Source organism: Methylobacterium sp. FW306-05-D, assembly GCF_058782155.1.
In genome coordinates, this window is sequence record NZ_JBYSXL010000011.1 from 25,726 (window position 1) to 41,353 (window position 15,628).

General features: G+C 68.4%; 15 protein-coding genes. 7 read left to right on the forward strand and 8 right to left on the reverse strand.

Going from position 1 to position 15,628, the window contains the following annotated elements; genetic code table 11:
• Positions 1 to 16: 16 nt before the first annotated feature.
• Entirely contained in the window at positions 17 to 811 is a 795-nt protein-coding gene (locus AC3WLN_RS06435; RefSeq protein WP_492480228.1) for a hypothetical protein, read from the reverse strand.
• 299 nt (positions 812 to 1,110) lie between these two features.
• On the opposite strand from AC3WLN_RS06435, the gene AC3WLN_RS06440 reads away from it, so the two are divergent.
• Positions 1,111 to 1,413: a hypothetical protein gene (locus tag AC3WLN_RS06440; RefSeq protein WP_492480229.1), complete on the forward strand. Its 303-nt coding sequence runs from the start codon at positions 1,111 to 1,113 to the stop codon at positions 1,411 to 1,413.
• Between the two features lie 61 nt (positions 1,414 to 1,474).
• On the opposite strand, the gene AC3WLN_RS06445 is transcribed toward AC3WLN_RS06440, so the two are convergent.
• Together AC3WLN_RS06445 and AC3WLN_RS06450 are read right to left on the reverse strand one after the other, a co-directional pair.
• Positions 1,475 to 1,897, reverse strand: a complete 423-nt coding sequence (locus AC3WLN_RS06445) for a hypothetical protein (protein ID WP_492480230.1) — start codon at positions 1,895 to 1,897, stop codon at positions 1,475 to 1,477.
• A gap of 209 nt (positions 1,898 to 2,106) precedes the next feature.
• A complete protein-coding gene (locus AC3WLN_RS06450; protein WP_492480231.1) occupies positions 2,107 to 2,697 on the reverse strand; it encodes a hypothetical protein in 591 nt (196 codons plus the stop codon).
• 614 nt (positions 2,698 to 3,311) lie between these two features.
• Here AC3WLN_RS06450 and AC3WLN_RS06455 point away from each other — a divergent pair.
• Positions 3,312 to 3,680, forward strand: coding sequence for a DUF4440 domain-containing protein (locus tag AC3WLN_RS06455; RefSeq protein ID WP_492480232.1), 369 nt, complete (start codon positions 3,312 to 3,314; stop codon positions 3,678 to 3,680).
• A gap of 89 nt (positions 3,681 to 3,769) precedes the next feature.
• On the opposite strand, the gene AC3WLN_RS06460 is transcribed toward AC3WLN_RS06455, so the two are convergent.
• The gene (locus tag AC3WLN_RS06460; RefSeq protein WP_492480233.1) at positions 3,770 to 4,054 is read right to left on the reverse strand and encodes a hypothetical protein; all 285 of its coding nucleotides are present in this window, start codon (positions 4,052 to 4,054) and stop codon (positions 3,770 to 3,772) included.
• Positions 4,055 to 4,939: 885 nt separating this feature from the next.
• On the opposite strand from AC3WLN_RS06460, the gene AC3WLN_RS06465 reads away from it, so the two are divergent.
• The 4 genes from AC3WLN_RS06465 (at position 4,940) to AC3WLN_RS06480 (ending at position 10,696) form a co-directional block, all read left to right on the forward strand.
• The gene (locus AC3WLN_RS06465; RefSeq protein WP_492480234.1) at positions 4,940 to 6,457 is read left to right on the forward strand and encodes an ATPase domain-containing protein; all 1,518 of its coding nucleotides are present in this window, start codon (positions 4,940 to 4,942) and stop codon (positions 6,455 to 6,457) included.
• Positions 6,454 to 8,508 carry an ATP-binding protein gene (locus AC3WLN_RS06470; RefSeq protein ID WP_492480235.1) on the forward strand — a complete coding sequence of 685 codons (2,055 nt, stop codon included), beginning with the start codon at positions 6,454 to 6,456 and terminating at the stop codon, positions 8,506 to 8,508. Before AC3WLN_RS06465 ends, AC3WLN_RS06470 begins: the two co-directional genes overlap by 4 nt.
• A gap of 129 nt (positions 8,509 to 8,637) precedes the next feature.
• A complete protein-coding gene (locus tag AC3WLN_RS06475; protein ID WP_492480236.1) occupies positions 8,638 to 9,510 on the forward strand; it encodes a transporter in 873 nt (290 codons plus the stop codon).
• Positions 9,511 to 9,691: 181 nt separating this feature from the next.
• Positions 9,692 to 10,696 (forward strand): SDR family oxidoreductase, encoded by a 1,005-nt coding sequence (locus AC3WLN_RS06480; protein WP_492480237.1) that lies wholly within the window; start codon positions 9,692 to 9,694, stop codon positions 10,694 to 10,696.
• Positions 10,697 to 10,729: 33 nt separating this feature from the next.
• On the opposite strand, the gene AC3WLN_RS06485 is transcribed toward AC3WLN_RS06480, so the two are convergent.
• From AC3WLN_RS06485 to AC3WLN_RS06500, 4 genes are all read right to left on the reverse strand, one after another.
• The gene (locus AC3WLN_RS06485) at positions 10,730 to 11,629 is read right to left on the reverse strand and encodes a 3'-5' exonuclease (RefSeq protein WP_492480238.1); all 900 of its coding nucleotides are present in this window, start codon (positions 11,627 to 11,629) and stop codon (positions 10,730 to 10,732) included.
• Positions 11,630 to 11,809: 180 nt separating this feature from the next.
• Complete coding sequence (locus AC3WLN_RS06490) at positions 11,810 to 12,073, reverse strand: hypothetical protein (protein ID WP_492480239.1); 264 nt, start codon at positions 12,071 to 12,073, stop codon at positions 11,810 to 11,812.
• Between the two features lie 215 nt (positions 12,074 to 12,288).
• Positions 12,289 to 13,086, reverse strand: a complete 798-nt coding sequence (locus AC3WLN_RS06495; protein WP_492480240.1) for a hypothetical protein — start codon at positions 13,084 to 13,086, stop codon at positions 12,289 to 12,291.
• 237 nt (positions 13,087 to 13,323) lie between these two features.
• Entirely contained in the window at positions 13,324 to 14,760 is a 1,437-nt protein-coding gene (locus AC3WLN_RS06500) for an aminotransferase-like domain-containing protein (RefSeq protein WP_492480241.1), read from the reverse strand.
• A gap of 359 nt (positions 14,761 to 15,119) precedes the next feature.
• On the opposite strand from AC3WLN_RS06500, the gene AC3WLN_RS06505 reads away from it, so the two are divergent.
• The gene (locus AC3WLN_RS06505) at positions 15,120 to 15,602 is read left to right on the forward strand and encodes an MSMEG_0572/Sll0783 family nitrogen starvation response protein (protein WP_012452016.1); all 483 of its coding nucleotides are present in this window, start codon (positions 15,120 to 15,122) and stop codon (positions 15,600 to 15,602) included.
• The last annotated feature ends 26 nt before the right edge of the window (positions 15,603 to 15,628 follow it).

Below are 15,628 nucleotides of genomic sequence, written 5' to 3' on the forward strand. Positions count from 1 at the left end.
GTCGGTTGCGGGCTTATTAGCGACGACGCCACGTGGATTTCGCCCCTTGATCGTCAGACTGCTCACGCCCGGCACCTGTCAGACCACGCGAGCGCGGCTGCTTAGCCCGTTCAGCCCGATCTGTGAGGTAGCGCAGCATCACTCCGTTGAACGTGTTGAGCACGGCGACGCACTCATCGACCTGCGCCGGCGTCAGCTCGCGCCACTTCGGCCTCGGCAAAATCACGGGGGGAGTGGGGTCATCGTTTTCAGCGTTGAGGTCGTCGAAGTAGGTAGCCTTCGCACCTTTCTTGCGCAGCGCCACCCCCTCGACCCGAAGGGCTTCGATGCCACGACTGTTGATCAATGGGATCACGCGCTCTGGTTTGAACCCCTTATCGAACCGATCCTGAAGCATGCCCGCGTACACCCGCACACGCCGACGAGCGGTCTCTCCCTCTGCCCGAAAAACATAGCGCAGCACGTGCATCAGCATGTGGTTGCGCGCCCGCATCGTGTTCTTGGGCCGATTCGATAGGTTGTCCCAACCCAGATCATTGATGAACTGCGCCCAGGCCCCGTCCGTGCGGAGCATGTAGTAGGCCGAAGCGTAGCCAGCCCCGATGATGCCGACTCGGTGGTCATTAAAACCCGTTTCGAGCGTCGTCATTGCAATCTGAGTTTCGCGGGCGGCTGAGACCGGTGCTTCGCGTGCTAGCGCCACGAGCGCGGCCGGATCGGTAATGGTGACCGTTGCTATCTCTTTGTCGAGCCGCTCAGAAAGGTGCGTCTCGCACCTTTTTGCGCCTTGCTGCTTCCCGTCATCAATCATTGTCTACCTCGGCACTGAGTTCGTCGCCGAGCATGTAGTCTGAGGGTCAGCGCGCAAGTGGGCGAGCAACTGCGAAGGCTTGTGATCGGCATTCAGCACCGTTATACATGCTGCCGAAGGTCAGCCCGTAAGCCGTTGATATCTTTGCCTCTCAGGGGGGCTTGGTGCAAGTCCGTCCCTGGGCACCATTCTCCTGATTTGGCTTTTGCCGTCAGAAACTTGAGCTGGCACAGAGTGTTGCGACAGGCCGACCGTGTTACAACGGCGTGCTTCAGATGCTCTTTCGGCTGGCTCGCTCCGTGAAGCGTTCCGACTCCTCCGCCCGCCAGTTCGTGCAGCGCATCCCTGCCGATGTGCGCCACCTCGCTGTCGGCCGCACGTTGGTGGTGCCGCTAGGCCCACTGACGGTTCGCACGACCCTCACGCCTGCTATGGAAAGCGTCCGGTTCGAGAGAGGCGCCGCGGGTGGCGAGCCTAAGGGGCCGCCGCGCAAAGGCCATCCGGATGCCGTGCGGTTGATGGACGAAGCGTTCGGGCGGGCGGTGGCTGCGTCAGGGACCAACGTGTTGCTGTTCGTGCGCAGGGAGCCGGCCGAGGGCTGAGCTGAAGAGGAGGCCGGGAGTGGGCATTGCGTGCTTCCGGCCTCCACCCATCATGCCTGCATCAAGATCGAAAACGAGCGGCGAGCTTGTCCGCTGCCAAGGGGTCCGCCTTTTGGACGCGAGCGAGAGCACGCTCAGCATCTCGCACTACCGCCTCCCGGTGGCGAGTTTTGATCTCGTTAATGTCTTTCACAATGACTTGCAGCTTGGCGACGGCCGACTCCCTCTCGGCAGAAGTCGGGGCGACCAGTGCCGGCTCGCTGACATCCAGCGCGGCAGGCTCCAGCTTCCTGGCGATCTCCAAGACCGCCTCTGAGATGATCCCGAGTTGCCGGCCGTAGCTGGCGACCTCCTGGATCACAGCGGCCTCAATCTCCGGCACTCCCTCGTACAGGCGCGGGGAGATGTCTTGGCTAACGGGTCCGCTGAGCGGCGCATAGAATGGGAAGGTGAACCACGAGAACCACGTTGGGCTTTCAGACATGCCGCTCCCCTCCAGTCGTGCATGGTGCAATCCTGATGTGAGGCCGGCAGCGACTCAAGCGGTATCTAGGAGAGTCTGGACGCGAGCGGAGGCGCGGAGCGGCTCACAAGCGCGAGCGCCGCAACGGGCGGAGCCCGCACTTCGCCCCTACCTTCCGCAGACATGGCCTTCAGGATGGCTTGTTCCGCAACTCGTGCCGCGCCTGCCAATCAGGGCGATGGCATTAGGCGCCGCCTCAAGTTTTCTAGGATACTGCAGCAACGAAGCATTAGGGCTTCCCACTCGATAATTTGAGCCTGATCAATCTCCCAAATGAAGGTCGCATCCGCAATATAGAGGCGGAAGCCGGTTGTTCGTCCCTTCGGAAGAGTGGGATCATTCCCAGCACTCGCATCATAATCAGCCTCAAGCCACGAAGGGCGATGAGCCATCAAATTTCGCAGGCGAACATACTCCTTGTGATCTTGAATCAGGTTGTCCGCCTCGGCTTGCAGAAGCTCTCGGCGGAATATAAATTTTGATTGATCGACTAGGGTTCCAAGCTTGGCATTGCTTCGCAGGCGTTCCTGCTTGGTTTGGAAAGCAGACCCTCCAATAGCAGCTTCGATCGTTCCAAATTCCTCTAGTAAATTAATATTGACGAGTTCGTTATCGGTAGCGAAGCCAGCGCCTAAGACCCAACCTCGCACGCGCCTCATAGTATCGATCTGACCACTCTGCGTCGGGTGAGGAGTAAAGTCGTCAAACAATGCCACCATACCGCCTGGAGGGATGGAGACCCATCCATCAACACCAATCATGTCAAAGCCTGCTGGCCGGTTCCGTCGCATTGTTCCCCCTCAGAAATCTGACGAACAGCAGGATTTAACATAGGATGTTAAGGCACCGGGAACCATGATCTATGCGACTGTGCTCTCCGCTGCACTCGTTAGGACTCATCTTTAGCCTGATGACCGCGTCGTGCTACAGAACCGTGTCACAAAGGTCCTCAGCGTCTCGGTCGGTGGCTTTAATTTCAACCACTTAGCGGTTAACCTGTCCAATCCATCCCTGGGCACCATTCTCCTGACGCGACATCCGAACCCGGAAACGGCAGTCGATCCAGATCCTTGCGATCGGTCGACCGTGGGTTTGCGGTGTGCCTCGGGACCTCGCTGATCCTGACCTTTCCCTACAGTGCTCCGAGCTGCCCGCCGACGCGTTCGCGAAGCAGGGGCATTCCGCTGGCGTGACAGCGGGCGGTTTCGCGCCCGCAGCGCGCGCGGCCCCCTGCCGCCGCCTTCGTCCTCTACCGGGAGCGCCGATCCGAGCCGGGCGATGGCCGGGCCGCCTTCAGCGCATCGCTGCGCGCGAGGGAACGAACCGCGCACAAGGGGCGTCATCCTTCGACTCTGCGAAGGTGAGGAGACTGCCCATGGACGATGATCGCGTTTGGTCGTTCGAGAAGAGCCTGTGGACCGGGGACGCGGACCATTACCGCGAGCTGGTCGATGACGAATGCCTGATGGTCCTGCCGCATCCGCCCTTCGTGCTCAGCGGCACGCAGGCGATCGAGGCGGTGGCCGCCACGCCGCGCTGGTCCACGATCGAGATCGCCAAGGGGCAGATCTCGCGGCCCCAGGAGGGCCTGATCGTCATCGCCTACAACGCCAAGGCATCGCGCGACGACGAATCCTACGAGGCCAACTGTACCTCGACCTACCGGCGGATCTCGCACGAGGTCTGGCGCGTCGTGCAGCACCAGCAGACGCCCCCCCTCGCCGTTCCCGCGGCCAACGACTGAGTCGCCCGGACGTCGCTCGGATCGGCCGACCACGAGCCTGAGGGTGTTCTGCGCCGAGCGGAACACCCTCTTCGCGGGACTCGGTGCGGTCAGGCGGGCGGCGTGTCCCCGCCGACGTGCAGGGCATGCATTCCCAGCATCACGCTCTCGACCACCGCCCGGGTGTACTCCTCGATCAGGGCCTCCGGCGTGCCGCCGTCGCGCAGCGCCCGGGCCTCGTCCTGCAGGCGCAGGCCAATCGACCCGATCAGGTCCTGGACCTCGGGGGCTTCCGCCCCCTCGCCCCGCATCCGGGCCGCCAGGGCCTCGGCATGGGCCCGTCCGGCCGCGAGGCCGCGGGTTCGCCAGGCGGCCCGTTCCGCGTCGTCCGTCATCGTCCCCCCTTAGCCAGCGCCATAGCCGCCCTTCTCGTTCGTCGGGTGTCGGCTCGGCGAGTGGTCGTCGTAGCCCCCCGTTTCCGGGCCGGGGTCACGGGTGGGCGTGGCCCGGCCAGGCGAGGTCGGGCCAGCCTCGGCCGGATCGTCGCCGACCCGGGGTTCGACCAGGGACCTGCCCTTGGGTGGCGAAACCCCGTCCCTGGACGGCAAGGTCCCGTCCGCGGCGGAAGGCGCCCTGCCCCCGGACGGGTCGGCGTGGGCCTGCGTCGGCGTCGTGTCCGAACTCATGGTGCCGTCTCCGGTTCTTCTCTCATAATGGGAAGAGGCCGCCGAGGCTCGGGTTCCATGCGGAAGGGCCGCGAGGGACGCGGCGTGCTTGTCCCGCGCGTCGGCGCGGCTCGCGAAGCACCGGGGATCGGGGTCGGTGGCGTACAGGCCCCGGAAGGACCCGGTATCGCGGGTCTTCGGTCGCCGGCCCGTCGGGGCCGCACGGTCCGACTCGGTGCGCACGGAATCCCCTGGTCCCGGCATCGCCGACACCACGATCCCGCCGGTCCGCAGCAGGCGGCGGCGCGACGGCATCCGCGCCGCAATCTCGATGGGCCTCGGCAGGTCCGTCGGCAGATCGGTGCAACCGTGCGTGGGCGGGGCAGGTCCGGAGCGGTGCCTGCGACCGGTCGAGGGACTTATCCAGGCAGGCGCGACGGGCCCGGCTGCGGGCATCCTCCGGCCGCGCGTCCGGATGCCGGCATCGCCCGGGAGGGCGGTCGACGAGGCCGCACCGCGACTTCCTGACAAGCACGCCGGGAGCCGCTACGGTCGCGCGGTGATCGGCCCCAATAAATGGGCCCGAAGAAATGGGCCCGAGGAACGGTGGGGTTGATGAGCGAGCAGGGATCGGAGACGGCACCCGTGGTGGGCGCCCGCGTCTCCACCGGCGTTCCCGGGTTGGACGACATCCTCGGCGGCGGCCTGACCGGAAGCCGCCTCTACCTGCTGGAGGGGACGCCGGGCACCGGCAAGACCACCCTGGCGCTGCACTTCCTGCGCGACGGCCTGGATCGCGGCGAGCGCACCCTCTACGTGACCCTCTCGGAGACCGCCGATGAACTGACGGCGGCGGCGGCCGCCCACGGCTGGTCCCTCGACGGCATCGAGGTCTACGAACTCGTCAACGAACTCGGCCTCGACCCCGACAGCGAGCAGTCCATCCTGCACCCGTCCGAGATCGAACTCGGCGAGACCGTCACGGAGGTCATCGCCCGGGTCGATGCGGTGAAGCCCGCCCGGGTGGTGTTCGACAGCCTCTCCGAACTCCGCCTCCTCGCCCAGAGCCCCCTGCGCTACCGGCGCCAGATCCTCGCCCTCAAGCAGTTCTTCGCCAAGCGCGCCTGCACCGTGCTGATGCTCGACGACCGCACCTCCGAGACCGGCGACGTGCAGCTCCACAGCATCGCGCACGGCGTCATCTCCCTGGACCAGACCACGCGCGAGTTCGGCTCGGAGCGCCGGCGCCTCCGCGTGGTCAAGATGCGCGGCATCAAGTTCCGCGGCGGCTACCACGACCTCGTCATCGAGACCGGCGGCCTCCAGATCTTCCCGCGGCTGGTGGCCGCCGAGCATCGGGCGACCTTCGATGCCACGGGCAAGTCGACGGGCTCGCCCGAACTCGACCTGCTCCTGGGCGGCGGGCTCGTCCCGGGCACCAACACCCTGCTGATCGGGCCCTCCGGCGTCGGCAAGACCACCACGGGCATCGCCTGCATGCTGGCCGCCCTGACGCGGGGCGAGACCGCGACCTACTACCTGTTCGACGAGGGCCTCGCGACCCTGCTGACCCGGGCCGCCATGCTGGGCATGGACCTCACGCCCCACATCGCCGCGGGTCACCTGACGATCACCCAGATCGACCCGGCCGAACTCTCGCCCGGCGAGTTCGCCGCCATGGTGCGCCGGGCCGTCGAGGAGCGCGGCTCCACCTTCGTGGGCGTCGACAGCCTCAACGCCTATTTGCACGCGATGCCGGGCGAGGATTTCCTCATCCTGCAGATGCACGAGCTCCTGAGCTACCTGAACCAGAAGGGCGTCACGACCCTGCTGGTGCTCGGCCAGCACGGGATCGTCGGCGAGGTCCGCAGCGACGTCGACCTGAGCTACCTCAGCGACTGCATCGTGCTGTTCCGGTTCTTCGAGGCCAAGGGCGAGGTCCGCACGGCGATCTCCGTGGTCAAGAGCCGGGTCAATGCGCACGAGCGCAGCATCCGCGAGCTGCGGCTCGGGCCCGGGGGCCTGCGCGTCGGCGAGGCCCTGGGCGATTTCCAGGGCGTGCTGACGGGCCTGCCCGCCTATCACGGCCGCGTCGCCATGCTCTCGGGCGCCTCCGACGGCGGGGCCGCGTGATCGGGGCAGGCCCCCTCGAGGAGCGCGTCCTCGTCCTGGCGCCGCGGGGGCGGGACGCCGCCGTGATCGTCCAGGTGCTGGCCGGAGCCGGCGTCGCGGCCGAGGTCTGCGCGGACGCGGCGGCCTGGGTGGACGGCCTCCGGGACGGGGCCGGCACCGCGCTGGTCACCGAGGAGGCGCTTCCCGAGGGCGACGAGGGCCCGCTCTTCGCCTGGCTCGAGGCCCAGGCCCCGTGGTCGGACTTTCCCTTCGTGGTCCTCGCCACCCGCCAGGCCGGCCGTCGCCCGACCCGCGCGGCCGACGTTCTGGAACGCCTCGGCAACGTCGTCCTGCTCGAGCGTCCGATCAATGCCGAGACCTTGGCCAGCGCCGTGGCCTCGGCCCTGCGCGGCCGTCGCCGCCAGTACCAGGCCCGCGCCTATCTCGGGGAGCGCGAGCGGGCCCAGGCGCTGCTGCGCCAGGCGAACGAAGGCTTGGAGATGCGTGTCGCCGAGCGGACGCGGGAGGTCGAGACCGCCCGCGAGACCCTGGCCTTCGCCCTCGATGCCGCCGGACTGGCCTCCTGGGACGTCGATCACATCACCGCCACATCCCGACGCTCGCCCCGCTTCGATGCCGTCTTCGGCTACGCGGCCCCGGGGCGCGACTGGGACCGGGAGACTTTCCTCGCCCACGTCGTGGAGGAGGACCGGGACGCCGCCGAGGCCGCCTTCGCGGCCGTGCCCCATACGGACCGGCTCGAGCTCGAATGCCGGATCCGGCGCACCGACGACACCGTGCGCTGGATCGCGATGCGCGGGCAGGTCAAGCGGGACGAGGCGGGGGTTCCGATCCGCACCGCCGGCATCCTGATGGACCGGACCGACCAGCGCGTCACCGAGGAGGCCCTGCGCCAGGCCCAGAAGATGGAGGCCATCGGGCAGCTCACCGGCGGCGTGGCGCACGACTTCAACAACCTCCTCACCGTCATCGTCGGCGGCCTCGACATGATCCTGCGCCGCCCGGAGCAGCTCGACCGGGTGACGCGGCTGGCGGAGGCCGCCATGGGCGCGGCCCGGCGCGGCGAACAGCTGACCCAGCAGCTCCTGGCCTTCTCGCGCCGGCAGATGCTGCGTCCGCAGACCCTCAACCCGAACCGCCTGCTCCTCGAATTCAAGCCGCTCGCCGAGCGCGCGGCCGGCGGCGCGGTCGAGCTCGCCTTCGAGCTCGATCCCGCCCTGGACCCGATCCGCATCGACCCGGCCCAGTTCGAGGCCGCGGTACTGAACCTGATCGTCAACGCCCGCGACGCGATGGAAGGCATGCCCGGCCATGCCCGGGTCGCAGTGACGAGCCGCAACATCCACCTCGGGACCGCGGCCGTGGCCGACCGGGGCGTGCCCCCCGGTCCGTACATCGTTGTCACGGTCGCGGATACCGGCGCCGGCATCGCGCCGGACCGGCTCCAGCGGGTGTTCGAGCCCTTCTTCACCACCAAGGAGGTCGGCAAGGGCACGGGCCTCGGCCTCAGCCAGGTCTACGGCTTCACCCGCAGTGCCAAGGGCTTCGTCGACATCGCCTCCGAGGTCGGGGCCGGCACCAGCGTGCGGCTCTACTTCCCGCGCTCCACCGACCCCGCCGGCGAGGAACCGAACGCCGCGCCGATCGGCAGCCTTCCGCTGCGCCGCGCCGACGAGGGCGAGACCGTCCTGCTGGTGGAGGACGACGAACAGGTGCTCGGCATGGCCGTGGAGAGTCTGGAGGAGCTGCGCTACCGGGTCATCGTCGCCCGCAATGCCGCCGAGGCCCTGGACCACCTGAAGGGGGTCGGGCGCATCGACATCCTGTTCTCCGACGTGGTGATGCCCGGGGGCATGAACGGCTCGCAGCTGGCGGCGGAGGCGCAACGGGTGCGCCCCGGCCTCAAGGTGCTGCTCACCTCGGGCTACGTCGCCAACCTCGACGAGGGCCAGGTCATCGGCCAGGGCGAGCTGCCGGTCCTGAACAAGCCCTATCGCCGCGACGAACTCGCCCGCTCCCTGCGCCTCGTCCTCGGCGGCGGACGGCCCTGACCCGCCGCCTGTGTTGCGCCCGGGCGACGCCGGCCCCGCAACCGCGCGTTCCCGGCATGGCAAGCCCCCCGACGGCGCGCCGACATGCCATGAGAGCCGGGGGACGATGGGCTGGTTTTGGACCGCAGCATGACGACGACAGGGTTACTTCGGACGACGTACCGCGCGGCGGTCGCCGCCCTCGCCCTCGGGATGGCCGGCACCGTCGCGGATGCCGGCTCCTCGGCCCAGCCGGGCCAGACGGTGGGGCAGCCGCCGGGCGCGCCGCTGCCCGTGGGCCTCTACGTCATCGACACGTCGAGCTTCGGCTCGCGCGACACCCGCCCGCGCGGGACGGAGTCGAACATCAACCTGCCGTCCTTCATCTGGGCCACGCCGGCCGAGATCGTCGGGGGACGGCTGCAACTCGTGGTGCTGCAGCCGATCACGGCCTCCAGCACCCAGGGCGCCGCCTACCAGAGCGGGCTCGGCCAGACGCTCCTCGCCGCGCAGGTCGCCTGGAAGCTCGGACACGACCTCAACTTCAGCTATCTCCTCGGCGCCTATCTCCCGAGCGAGACCAAGATCGTCATCCAGAACCCCGTGCTGCACCAGCGCTTCGCCATCACCTATAACGGCGACGGCTGGAACCTGACCGCCAACGTCCTCTACGGCACCTTCTTCGACACGCGCTCGTCGAGCGGAACCTTCTACCCGGACTTCCTCAACCTCGACCTCACGGCGACGAAGCATTTCGGCAAGTGGGAGATCGGGCCGGTGGCCTTCGGCTCGACCGACCTGCCCACCACCAACCCGGCCTATGCGCGCCAGGGCCAGTTCGCGGTGGGCGGCCTCGTGGGTTACAATTTCGGCCCCGTGAACCTCCAGGCCTACGTCACTCGCGACATCGTCCAGCGCAACTACGCCGGCTTCGAGACCCGCGGATGGTTGCGGGCCACGGTGCCGATCTACCAGGAAAAGAACGAGGCCGCCGAGACGCGGCCCATCCTGCGCAAGTTCTAGGCGCGTTCTCGGGAAGGTTCTGGATAGATCTCGTTCAGATCCGGACAAGCTTCAGGCTAGGTCGAGCACGCCGCCCGCCTGGGCGAAATGCGCGCAATGCGACACTGCACGCAACGGGCGGCCGATCTGTGCGTCTTCCCTTCGCCGGTTGTTCACTCCGGTTCGCTGAGGAGTCCGGCGCATGAAGCACAAGCCCCTGCGGGATCAGGTCATCGTCATCACCGGCGCCTCCAGCGGCATCGGGCTCGCCACCGCCCGGATGGCCGCGCGGCGGGGCGCCCGGGTCGTGCTGGCGGCGCGCAGCACCGACGTGCTCGCCCGCGTGGTCGACGAGATCGCGGCGGAGGGCGGCCATGCCGTCGCGGTGACGGCGGATGTGGGCCGGCGCGCGGACGTGCAGGCGATCGCCGACGAGGCGCGGGCGAGCTTCGGCGGGTTCGACACCTGGGTCAACGTCGCGGGTCTGACCGTCTACGGCCCCTTGAGCGAGATCGACCAGGCCGATCACGAGCGGCTGATCCAGACCAATCTCTGGGGCACGGTGAACGGCTCCCTCGTGGCGGTGGACCACCTGCGCCGGCACGGCGGGGCGCTGATCAATGTCGGCAGCGTCGCGTCCGACCTCGCCTTCCCGTTCCAGGGCCTCTACGCCACCTCCAAGCACGCGGTGAAGGGGTTCACCGATACCCTGCGCATGGAACTGATCGCCGAGAGTGCACCGGTCTCCGTCACCCTGGTCAAGCCGGCCTCCATCGACACGCCGCTGCCGAACCGGGCGCGCAACTACATGGACCGCGAGCCGACGCTGCCCCCGCCGATCTACCCGCCCGCCGAGGTGGCCAACGCCATCCTGCACGCCGCCGTGCATCCGCAGCGGGACATCTTCGTGGGCGGCGGCGGCAAGATGTTCGTCATGGGCAAGGAGTTCGTGCCCGGCGCCTACGATGAGCTGGCCCCCACTATCATCGCCCTCCAGAAGCGCTCGGAGGCGCCCCGCGACCCGAAAGGTGCCCTGCACGCCCCGGTCCGGGCCGGCGAGGAGCGCGGCGACCCGCCGATCTACGTCATGCGCACGAGCGCCTACACGCGCGCCACGCTCCATCCGCTGACCACCCTGACGATCGCCGCCGGCCTGGCGACGGCGGGAGCCCTGGCCCTCGGGCGCCGGGCGAGGCGGCCCCTCTGAGGCGGCCCTTCCCAGGCGGAGGATGGGGTCGCCTCAGGCTTCCGGATTGGTCCGGATGGAGAAGCGGTCGCGGGCGGTGATCCGGTCGGCCACGAGGTCGTGGACCTCGCGCTGATAGATTTCCCGACACAGGAACGCGCGCTCGAGGTCGAGGCGTTCCTCCTCGATGTCGATGTACCAGCAGCGCCGCCGGCCGCTCCAGCGGTAGCTGCGTCCCTTCAGGACCTCCTTGGTGGCGATGGGCGAGCCGGCGGCCCAGACCCGCACCGTCGGTTTGCGGGCGGTCTCGAGCAGGCAGGACAAAGCGAGGCGCCCGGAGGTCTTCAGGGGCGCCGCGAGCAGTGCCAGCAATGCCTGGCAATCGTCGATGGCCCGGTGGCCGTTGTGGAAATAGCCGTAGTCGATCAGCAGGTAACCGAGCTTCAGCCCCTCGTGGCCCTCGTCGCGCCACGGCACCTGGTGGCAGGAGCAGGCCCAGTTCTTCTCGGCGAAGACCGGCCAGCGGGTCTCGCACATCTGGCGGTCGAAGCTGGCATTGTGGGCGATCACCACGGCGGCATCGGCGGCCATGGCCGCCACGGCCGCGTCGTCGATGCACTGACCGGCCACGTCGGCGTCGCCGATGCCGGTCAGGCGCGTGATCTCGGGCGGGATCGGCCGGCCGGGATCGTGGAGCTGGTTGAGGGTGTCGAGCACCCGGTAGACCCGTCCGCTCGCACCGTACTCGAACTTGATCATCCCGAGTTCGATCACCGTATCGCGGGTGTGATCCACCCCGGTGGTCTCGGTGTCGACGATCAGGCCGATGAAGGTCGGCTCGTCCGGCCGCACGACGTCGTCCGCGAAGGGTCGGATCTGGCGGAGCACCCGATACGCGCCCGTGGTCTCGAGGGCGTCTGCGATCGTGTCGAGGGCGTGCATCGATGCCACCATGTCCAGGTCCGGCGGGTCTCCGTTCGCGCGGGCTCGGAACCCGTGCGGCCTCGGCCGGAACCTAGGGGGAGAGGGACGCGGCCGGATAGCCTTGCAAATCCGGCATCCCCAGAAGAATGCCCGTCCTCGGGCAGAGGATCGTCCCGTCCCGGCGCCCCGTCCGGTTCTTCGATCGGCCGCTCAGCGTGAAGGCCCGTCGAGTCCCAGATGCCCGTGAGCTTCGGACGGCGTCATCGTTCTGATGACTTCGTCGGAAAACCCGCGGATGCGAAGCTCGGCCCTCTGACGATTGGTGATCATCAGCGAAACGGCGGTCGATTCCGCCGGGATGCTCTCCGGGATCTCTGGCCGTGCCTCGGCCGCCTGGTCCAGGCGCGCCCGAAACACCGCCTCCGCCGCATCGCGGTCGAGGAACCGCAGGAGATCGTCGTCACCCTCCGCCATCGCGCCGTCCGTTCATCCCGCGCGCCGACAACGCCGCCCGTGCCAATCCGAGCGCGCCCAACGGCTTCGCCCGCAGCTTAATCGAACGCGCCTGACTTCGGCAGCTTCGGATCGCCGGGCGGCCGGCGACCCCCTGTCGCGCCGGCGACGCCGGAGACCCGGGCCCGCCCCCTGTGTCTCGCGGGATCACCCGCCGCCGGTCGCCCGAGGATGCCTCACGGCTTGGCGCAGATGGCCCTGGCTTTGACGGGGACGGCCTCGACGGAGAAGCAGTAGATGTTCGCCTCGTCCATCACGGGACGCTCGCCGCGGCTGCACGTGCCGCTGACGGCGAACTCGTCGGCGTTGCAGGATGCCCGGCAGCGGGTGCCCGCCTCGCAGGTCTCCATCTGGACCCGCAAGGGGGAGCCGACCGGCCCGGGCTTGCCGTCCTGCCCCGCCGGTCCCTGCGCGCCGACAGGTCCGATGGGACCCGCCGGGCCGGGCGGCCCCGGAGCCCCCTTCTCGCCGCGCTCGCCCGCGTCGCCCTTGGCGCCGGCCTCGCCCTTGTCGCCCCTCTGGCCCTGCGGGCCTTCGGGTCCCTGGGCCCCCGCGATGCCCTGGGGTCCCCGGGGACCGACCTGCTGGGCTCCCGGCGGAACGACGGGGGCGGACCTCGCCATGTTGGCGGCATTCGTGATCGCGGGCGCCTGCGGGTCCGGTCGCGCCGCCTGTCCCTCGGGACCGCGCTGCCCGCAGAAGCCGATCACGGATTGGCGGCTTTCGGTGCCGGATCGGAGCGTCACGATGCAGTCGGCCGGGTGATAGGCAAGGCGGAACGCGAAGCGTCCCGTCGCATCGGACGAAACCTTGCCCTTGTCGTCGAGCGTCACCTCCGTCGAGCGCGGTGGATTGAGGCGCCCGGCGACCCGCAACTCGCCGTTGGTGATCATGGACTGCTCGACGACGATCTCAGCGGCCGCGGACGTGCCTGCGAGAGCGAACATCAGCACGGAGACGAGGGGCAGGATCACGGGTGCTTCCTCGATCTGAGAACCCGGAGCAAGCTAAGGAGCACGGCGAGACGTCGTCAAACGCGCATTCTGGTTAGGCCCATCCTCCTGTCGGCCTAGCCGGCGCCCCGAGCCGCCGCGTGAGGGCGGCCCTGGAAGCGGGCGCGGCGCCGAAGTGGGCCCGCATGGAATGGAATTCCGGCCGAACGTGTCGTGGAGCGAAGCGTCCGGGGAGCAGGCCCCATCGGGAGGGCCGCCTCAGATGTAGGTCGAGGCCAGGGCCGGCGAGCCTTCGAGCGCGTGCGCCAGCATCTCCAATCCCTGCGTGATCTGCTGGCGGGTCGAGGGGCCTCCGAGGCAGAGGCGCACGGCCTCGGGCGGCGTTCCGGCCACGCAGAACGGGTCGCTGGCGACGACGCCGAGCCCGGCGGAACGCCCCTGGCTGGCGAAGGCCGAGCGGGTCCATCCCTCCGGCAAGGCGATCCAGGCGTGGAAGCCGTGCGGGTCCGCCGTGTAGGTCTCGGCCGGAAGCAACGCGGTCGCGATGCGCTGGCGCGCGGCGGATTCCGCGCGCACGAACTGCACGATGGCGTCCGCCGTGCCGTCCATGATCCAGCGTGTGGCGAGCGTGGTCGAGATCGGCGAGGCCATCACGGTCGCGGCCCGCAGAGCTCCGCCGAGTGGGAGCGCGGAGCGGGCGCTCGGAGCCACCAGGAAGGCGAGGCGCAGGCCGGCGCCCAGGCACTTGGCGAGTCCGGCCACGTAGTAGGTGATCTCGGGGGCGAGTTCGGCGAAGCTCGGGGGCGGCGCCGGGCAGATATGCGCGTAGGCGTCATCTTCGATGATGGTGACGGCATACCGGCGCGCGACCGCGATGATGGCCTCGCGCCGCGTCCGGGACAGGGTCGTGGTGGTCGGGTTCTGCAGGAGCGGGTTCAGGTAGATCGCCTTCGGGGCGACCCGGGTGCAGGCGGCGGCGAAGGCGTCGGGGTCGACGCCGTGCCGGTCCATGGGCAGGTCGACGAGGCGCAGCCCCAGATGCGCCGTCAGCGAGCGGATGCCCGGATAGGTGATCCGCTCGGCGCAGATCGCGTCACCCGGGCAGGCGATCTGGCCCAGGACGCTGAACAGGGCGCTGTGGGCGCCAGGGCAGATGAGCAACCGCTCCCGCGGCGTGACGATACCCCGCCCCCTCAGCCAGCGCAGGGCAGCTTCCTTATCCTCGTCCGTTCCGCCGAAGCCCTGATAGCGCAGCAGGTTGGAGAGGTCGCCGGAGAGTTCGGCGAAGGAGGCCTGCATCCGCGCCCGCAGGGCCGGGGCATCGGGCTCGGGGGGCAGGTTCATGGTGAAGTCGACGGGCCCGACCCGCCCGGCGGCCGGGCCCGCCGGGCGACCCGCAGGGCCCGGATCGACCACGAAGGTGCCCTGGCCGACGCGTCCCTCGATCAGGCCGCGCTTGTGGGCCTCGGCATAGCCGCGGGACACCGTGGTGAAGTTGAGAGCGAGGGTTTCGGCCAGGGCCCTCTGGGTCGGCAGGCGGGTGCCCGCCGGCAGGCGCCCCGTCCGGATGTCCTCCGAGAGCGCCTCCGCGATGGCGAGGTAATGCGGCTTGCCCCAGCGCTTCAGGTCGGGGGTCCACATCCCGCTCACGACATCCGAGGGCGTCGGTCGCCCGTCTCGCGCTTCTGAGGTCATCCGTTCTCCGAGCACGCCACCAAGATACGATCAATATCTGATTGTATGGGTAGCAAGCTCCATGCCGTGTCGGGACACCACGCATCCACGAATTCCAATACATACAATACGATCAGCTTATGCGATCAAACTATGCATGGTGTGATGCGATGTTGTGCAGATGCCGCTCGAACTATCAGTGCAAGATAGTCATCCAAAACCGCGGTAGGCCGATGATTGAATGTAACTTTGTATGCATTCAACTTACGGCCATTGATGGCTCCATTGATCGGCCTTCGTTGGCACGTCGCTTGCCATGGGGGGAGGTGACCACCGGAGGCTTCGGCTGACGTGGCCCGACCCATCACGGAGTGAAATCCATGCCCGCAGTGAATCGCGAACCCCACAAGAAGGGCGACTTTCTGGTCGACTACGAGGAGAAGGTCTTCGAGGACGTGAAGGCCGAGCCCGGCCAGAAAGCCCTCGTCACCTTCCACACCGTCGCCTTCGAGGGCTCCATCGGCCTCGTGAACCTGCTCCAGGCCACCCGCCTGCAGCGCAAGGGCTTCGACACCTCGATCCTGCTCTACGGTCCCGGCATCACCCTCGGCGTCCAGCGCGGCTTCCCGCGGCTCGGCGACGAGGCGTTTCCGGGCCATCTCAACTTCAACAACCAGCTCGAAAAATTCATGGCCGAGGGCGGCAAGGTCTATGCCTGCCGGTTCTCGACCCAGGCGCTCTACGGCCACGGCGAGGCCGCCTTCATCGAGGGCATCCGCATGATCAACCCCCTCGACGTCCTCGACTGCATCCTCCTGCACAAGCGCGACAACGCGGTGATCATCGACACCTGGACCGTCTGAACGGGCGCTCGGCCCATCGACCGGGA

Bases quoted from the DNA above. Each gene is read 5' to 3' on its own strand.
- AC3WLN_RS06435 (WP_492480228.1), bottom strand. From the start codon at position 811: ATGATTGATGACGGGAAGCAGCAAGGCGCAAAAAGGTGCGAGACGCAC.
- AC3WLN_RS06445 (WP_492480230.1), bottom strand. From the start codon at position 1,897: ATGTCTGAAAGCCCAACGTGGTTCTCGTGGTTCACCTTCCCATTCTAT.
- AC3WLN_RS06450 (WP_492480231.1), bottom strand. From the start codon at position 2,697: ATGATTGGTGTTGATGGATGGGTCTCCATCCCTCCAGGCGGTATGGTG.
- AC3WLN_RS06455 (WP_492480232.1), top strand. From the start codon at position 3,312: ATGGACGATGATCGCGTTTGGTCGTTCGAGAAGAGCCTGTGGACCGGG.
- AC3WLN_RS06460 (WP_492480233.1), bottom strand. From the start codon at position 4,054: ATGACGGACGACGCGGAACGGGCCGCCTGGCGAACCCGCGGCCTCGCG.
- AC3WLN_RS06465 (WP_492480234.1), top strand. From the start codon at position 4,940: ATGAGCGAGCAGGGATCGGAGACGGCACCCGTGGTGGGCGCCCGCGTC.
- AC3WLN_RS06475 (WP_492480236.1), top strand. From the start codon at position 8,638: ATGACGACGACAGGGTTACTTCGGACGACGTACCGCGCGGCGGTCGCC.
- AC3WLN_RS06480 (WP_492480237.1), top strand. From the start codon at position 9,692: ATGAAGCACAAGCCCCTGCGGGATCAGGTCATCGTCATCACCGGCGCC.
- AC3WLN_RS06485 (WP_492480238.1), bottom strand. From the start codon at position 11,629: ATGGTGGCATCGATGCACGCCCTCGACACGATCGCAGACGCCCTCGAG.
- AC3WLN_RS06490 (WP_492480239.1), bottom strand. From the start codon at position 12,073: ATGGCGGAGGGTGACGACGATCTCCTGCGGTTCCTCGACCGCGATGCG.
- AC3WLN_RS06500 (WP_492480241.1), bottom strand. From the start codon at position 14,760: ATGACCTCAGAAGCGCGAGACGGGCGACCGACGCCCTCGGATGTCGTG.
- AC3WLN_RS06505 (WP_012452016.1), top strand. From the start codon at position 15,120: ATGCCCGCAGTGAATCGCGAACCCCACAAGAAGGGCGACTTTCTGGTC.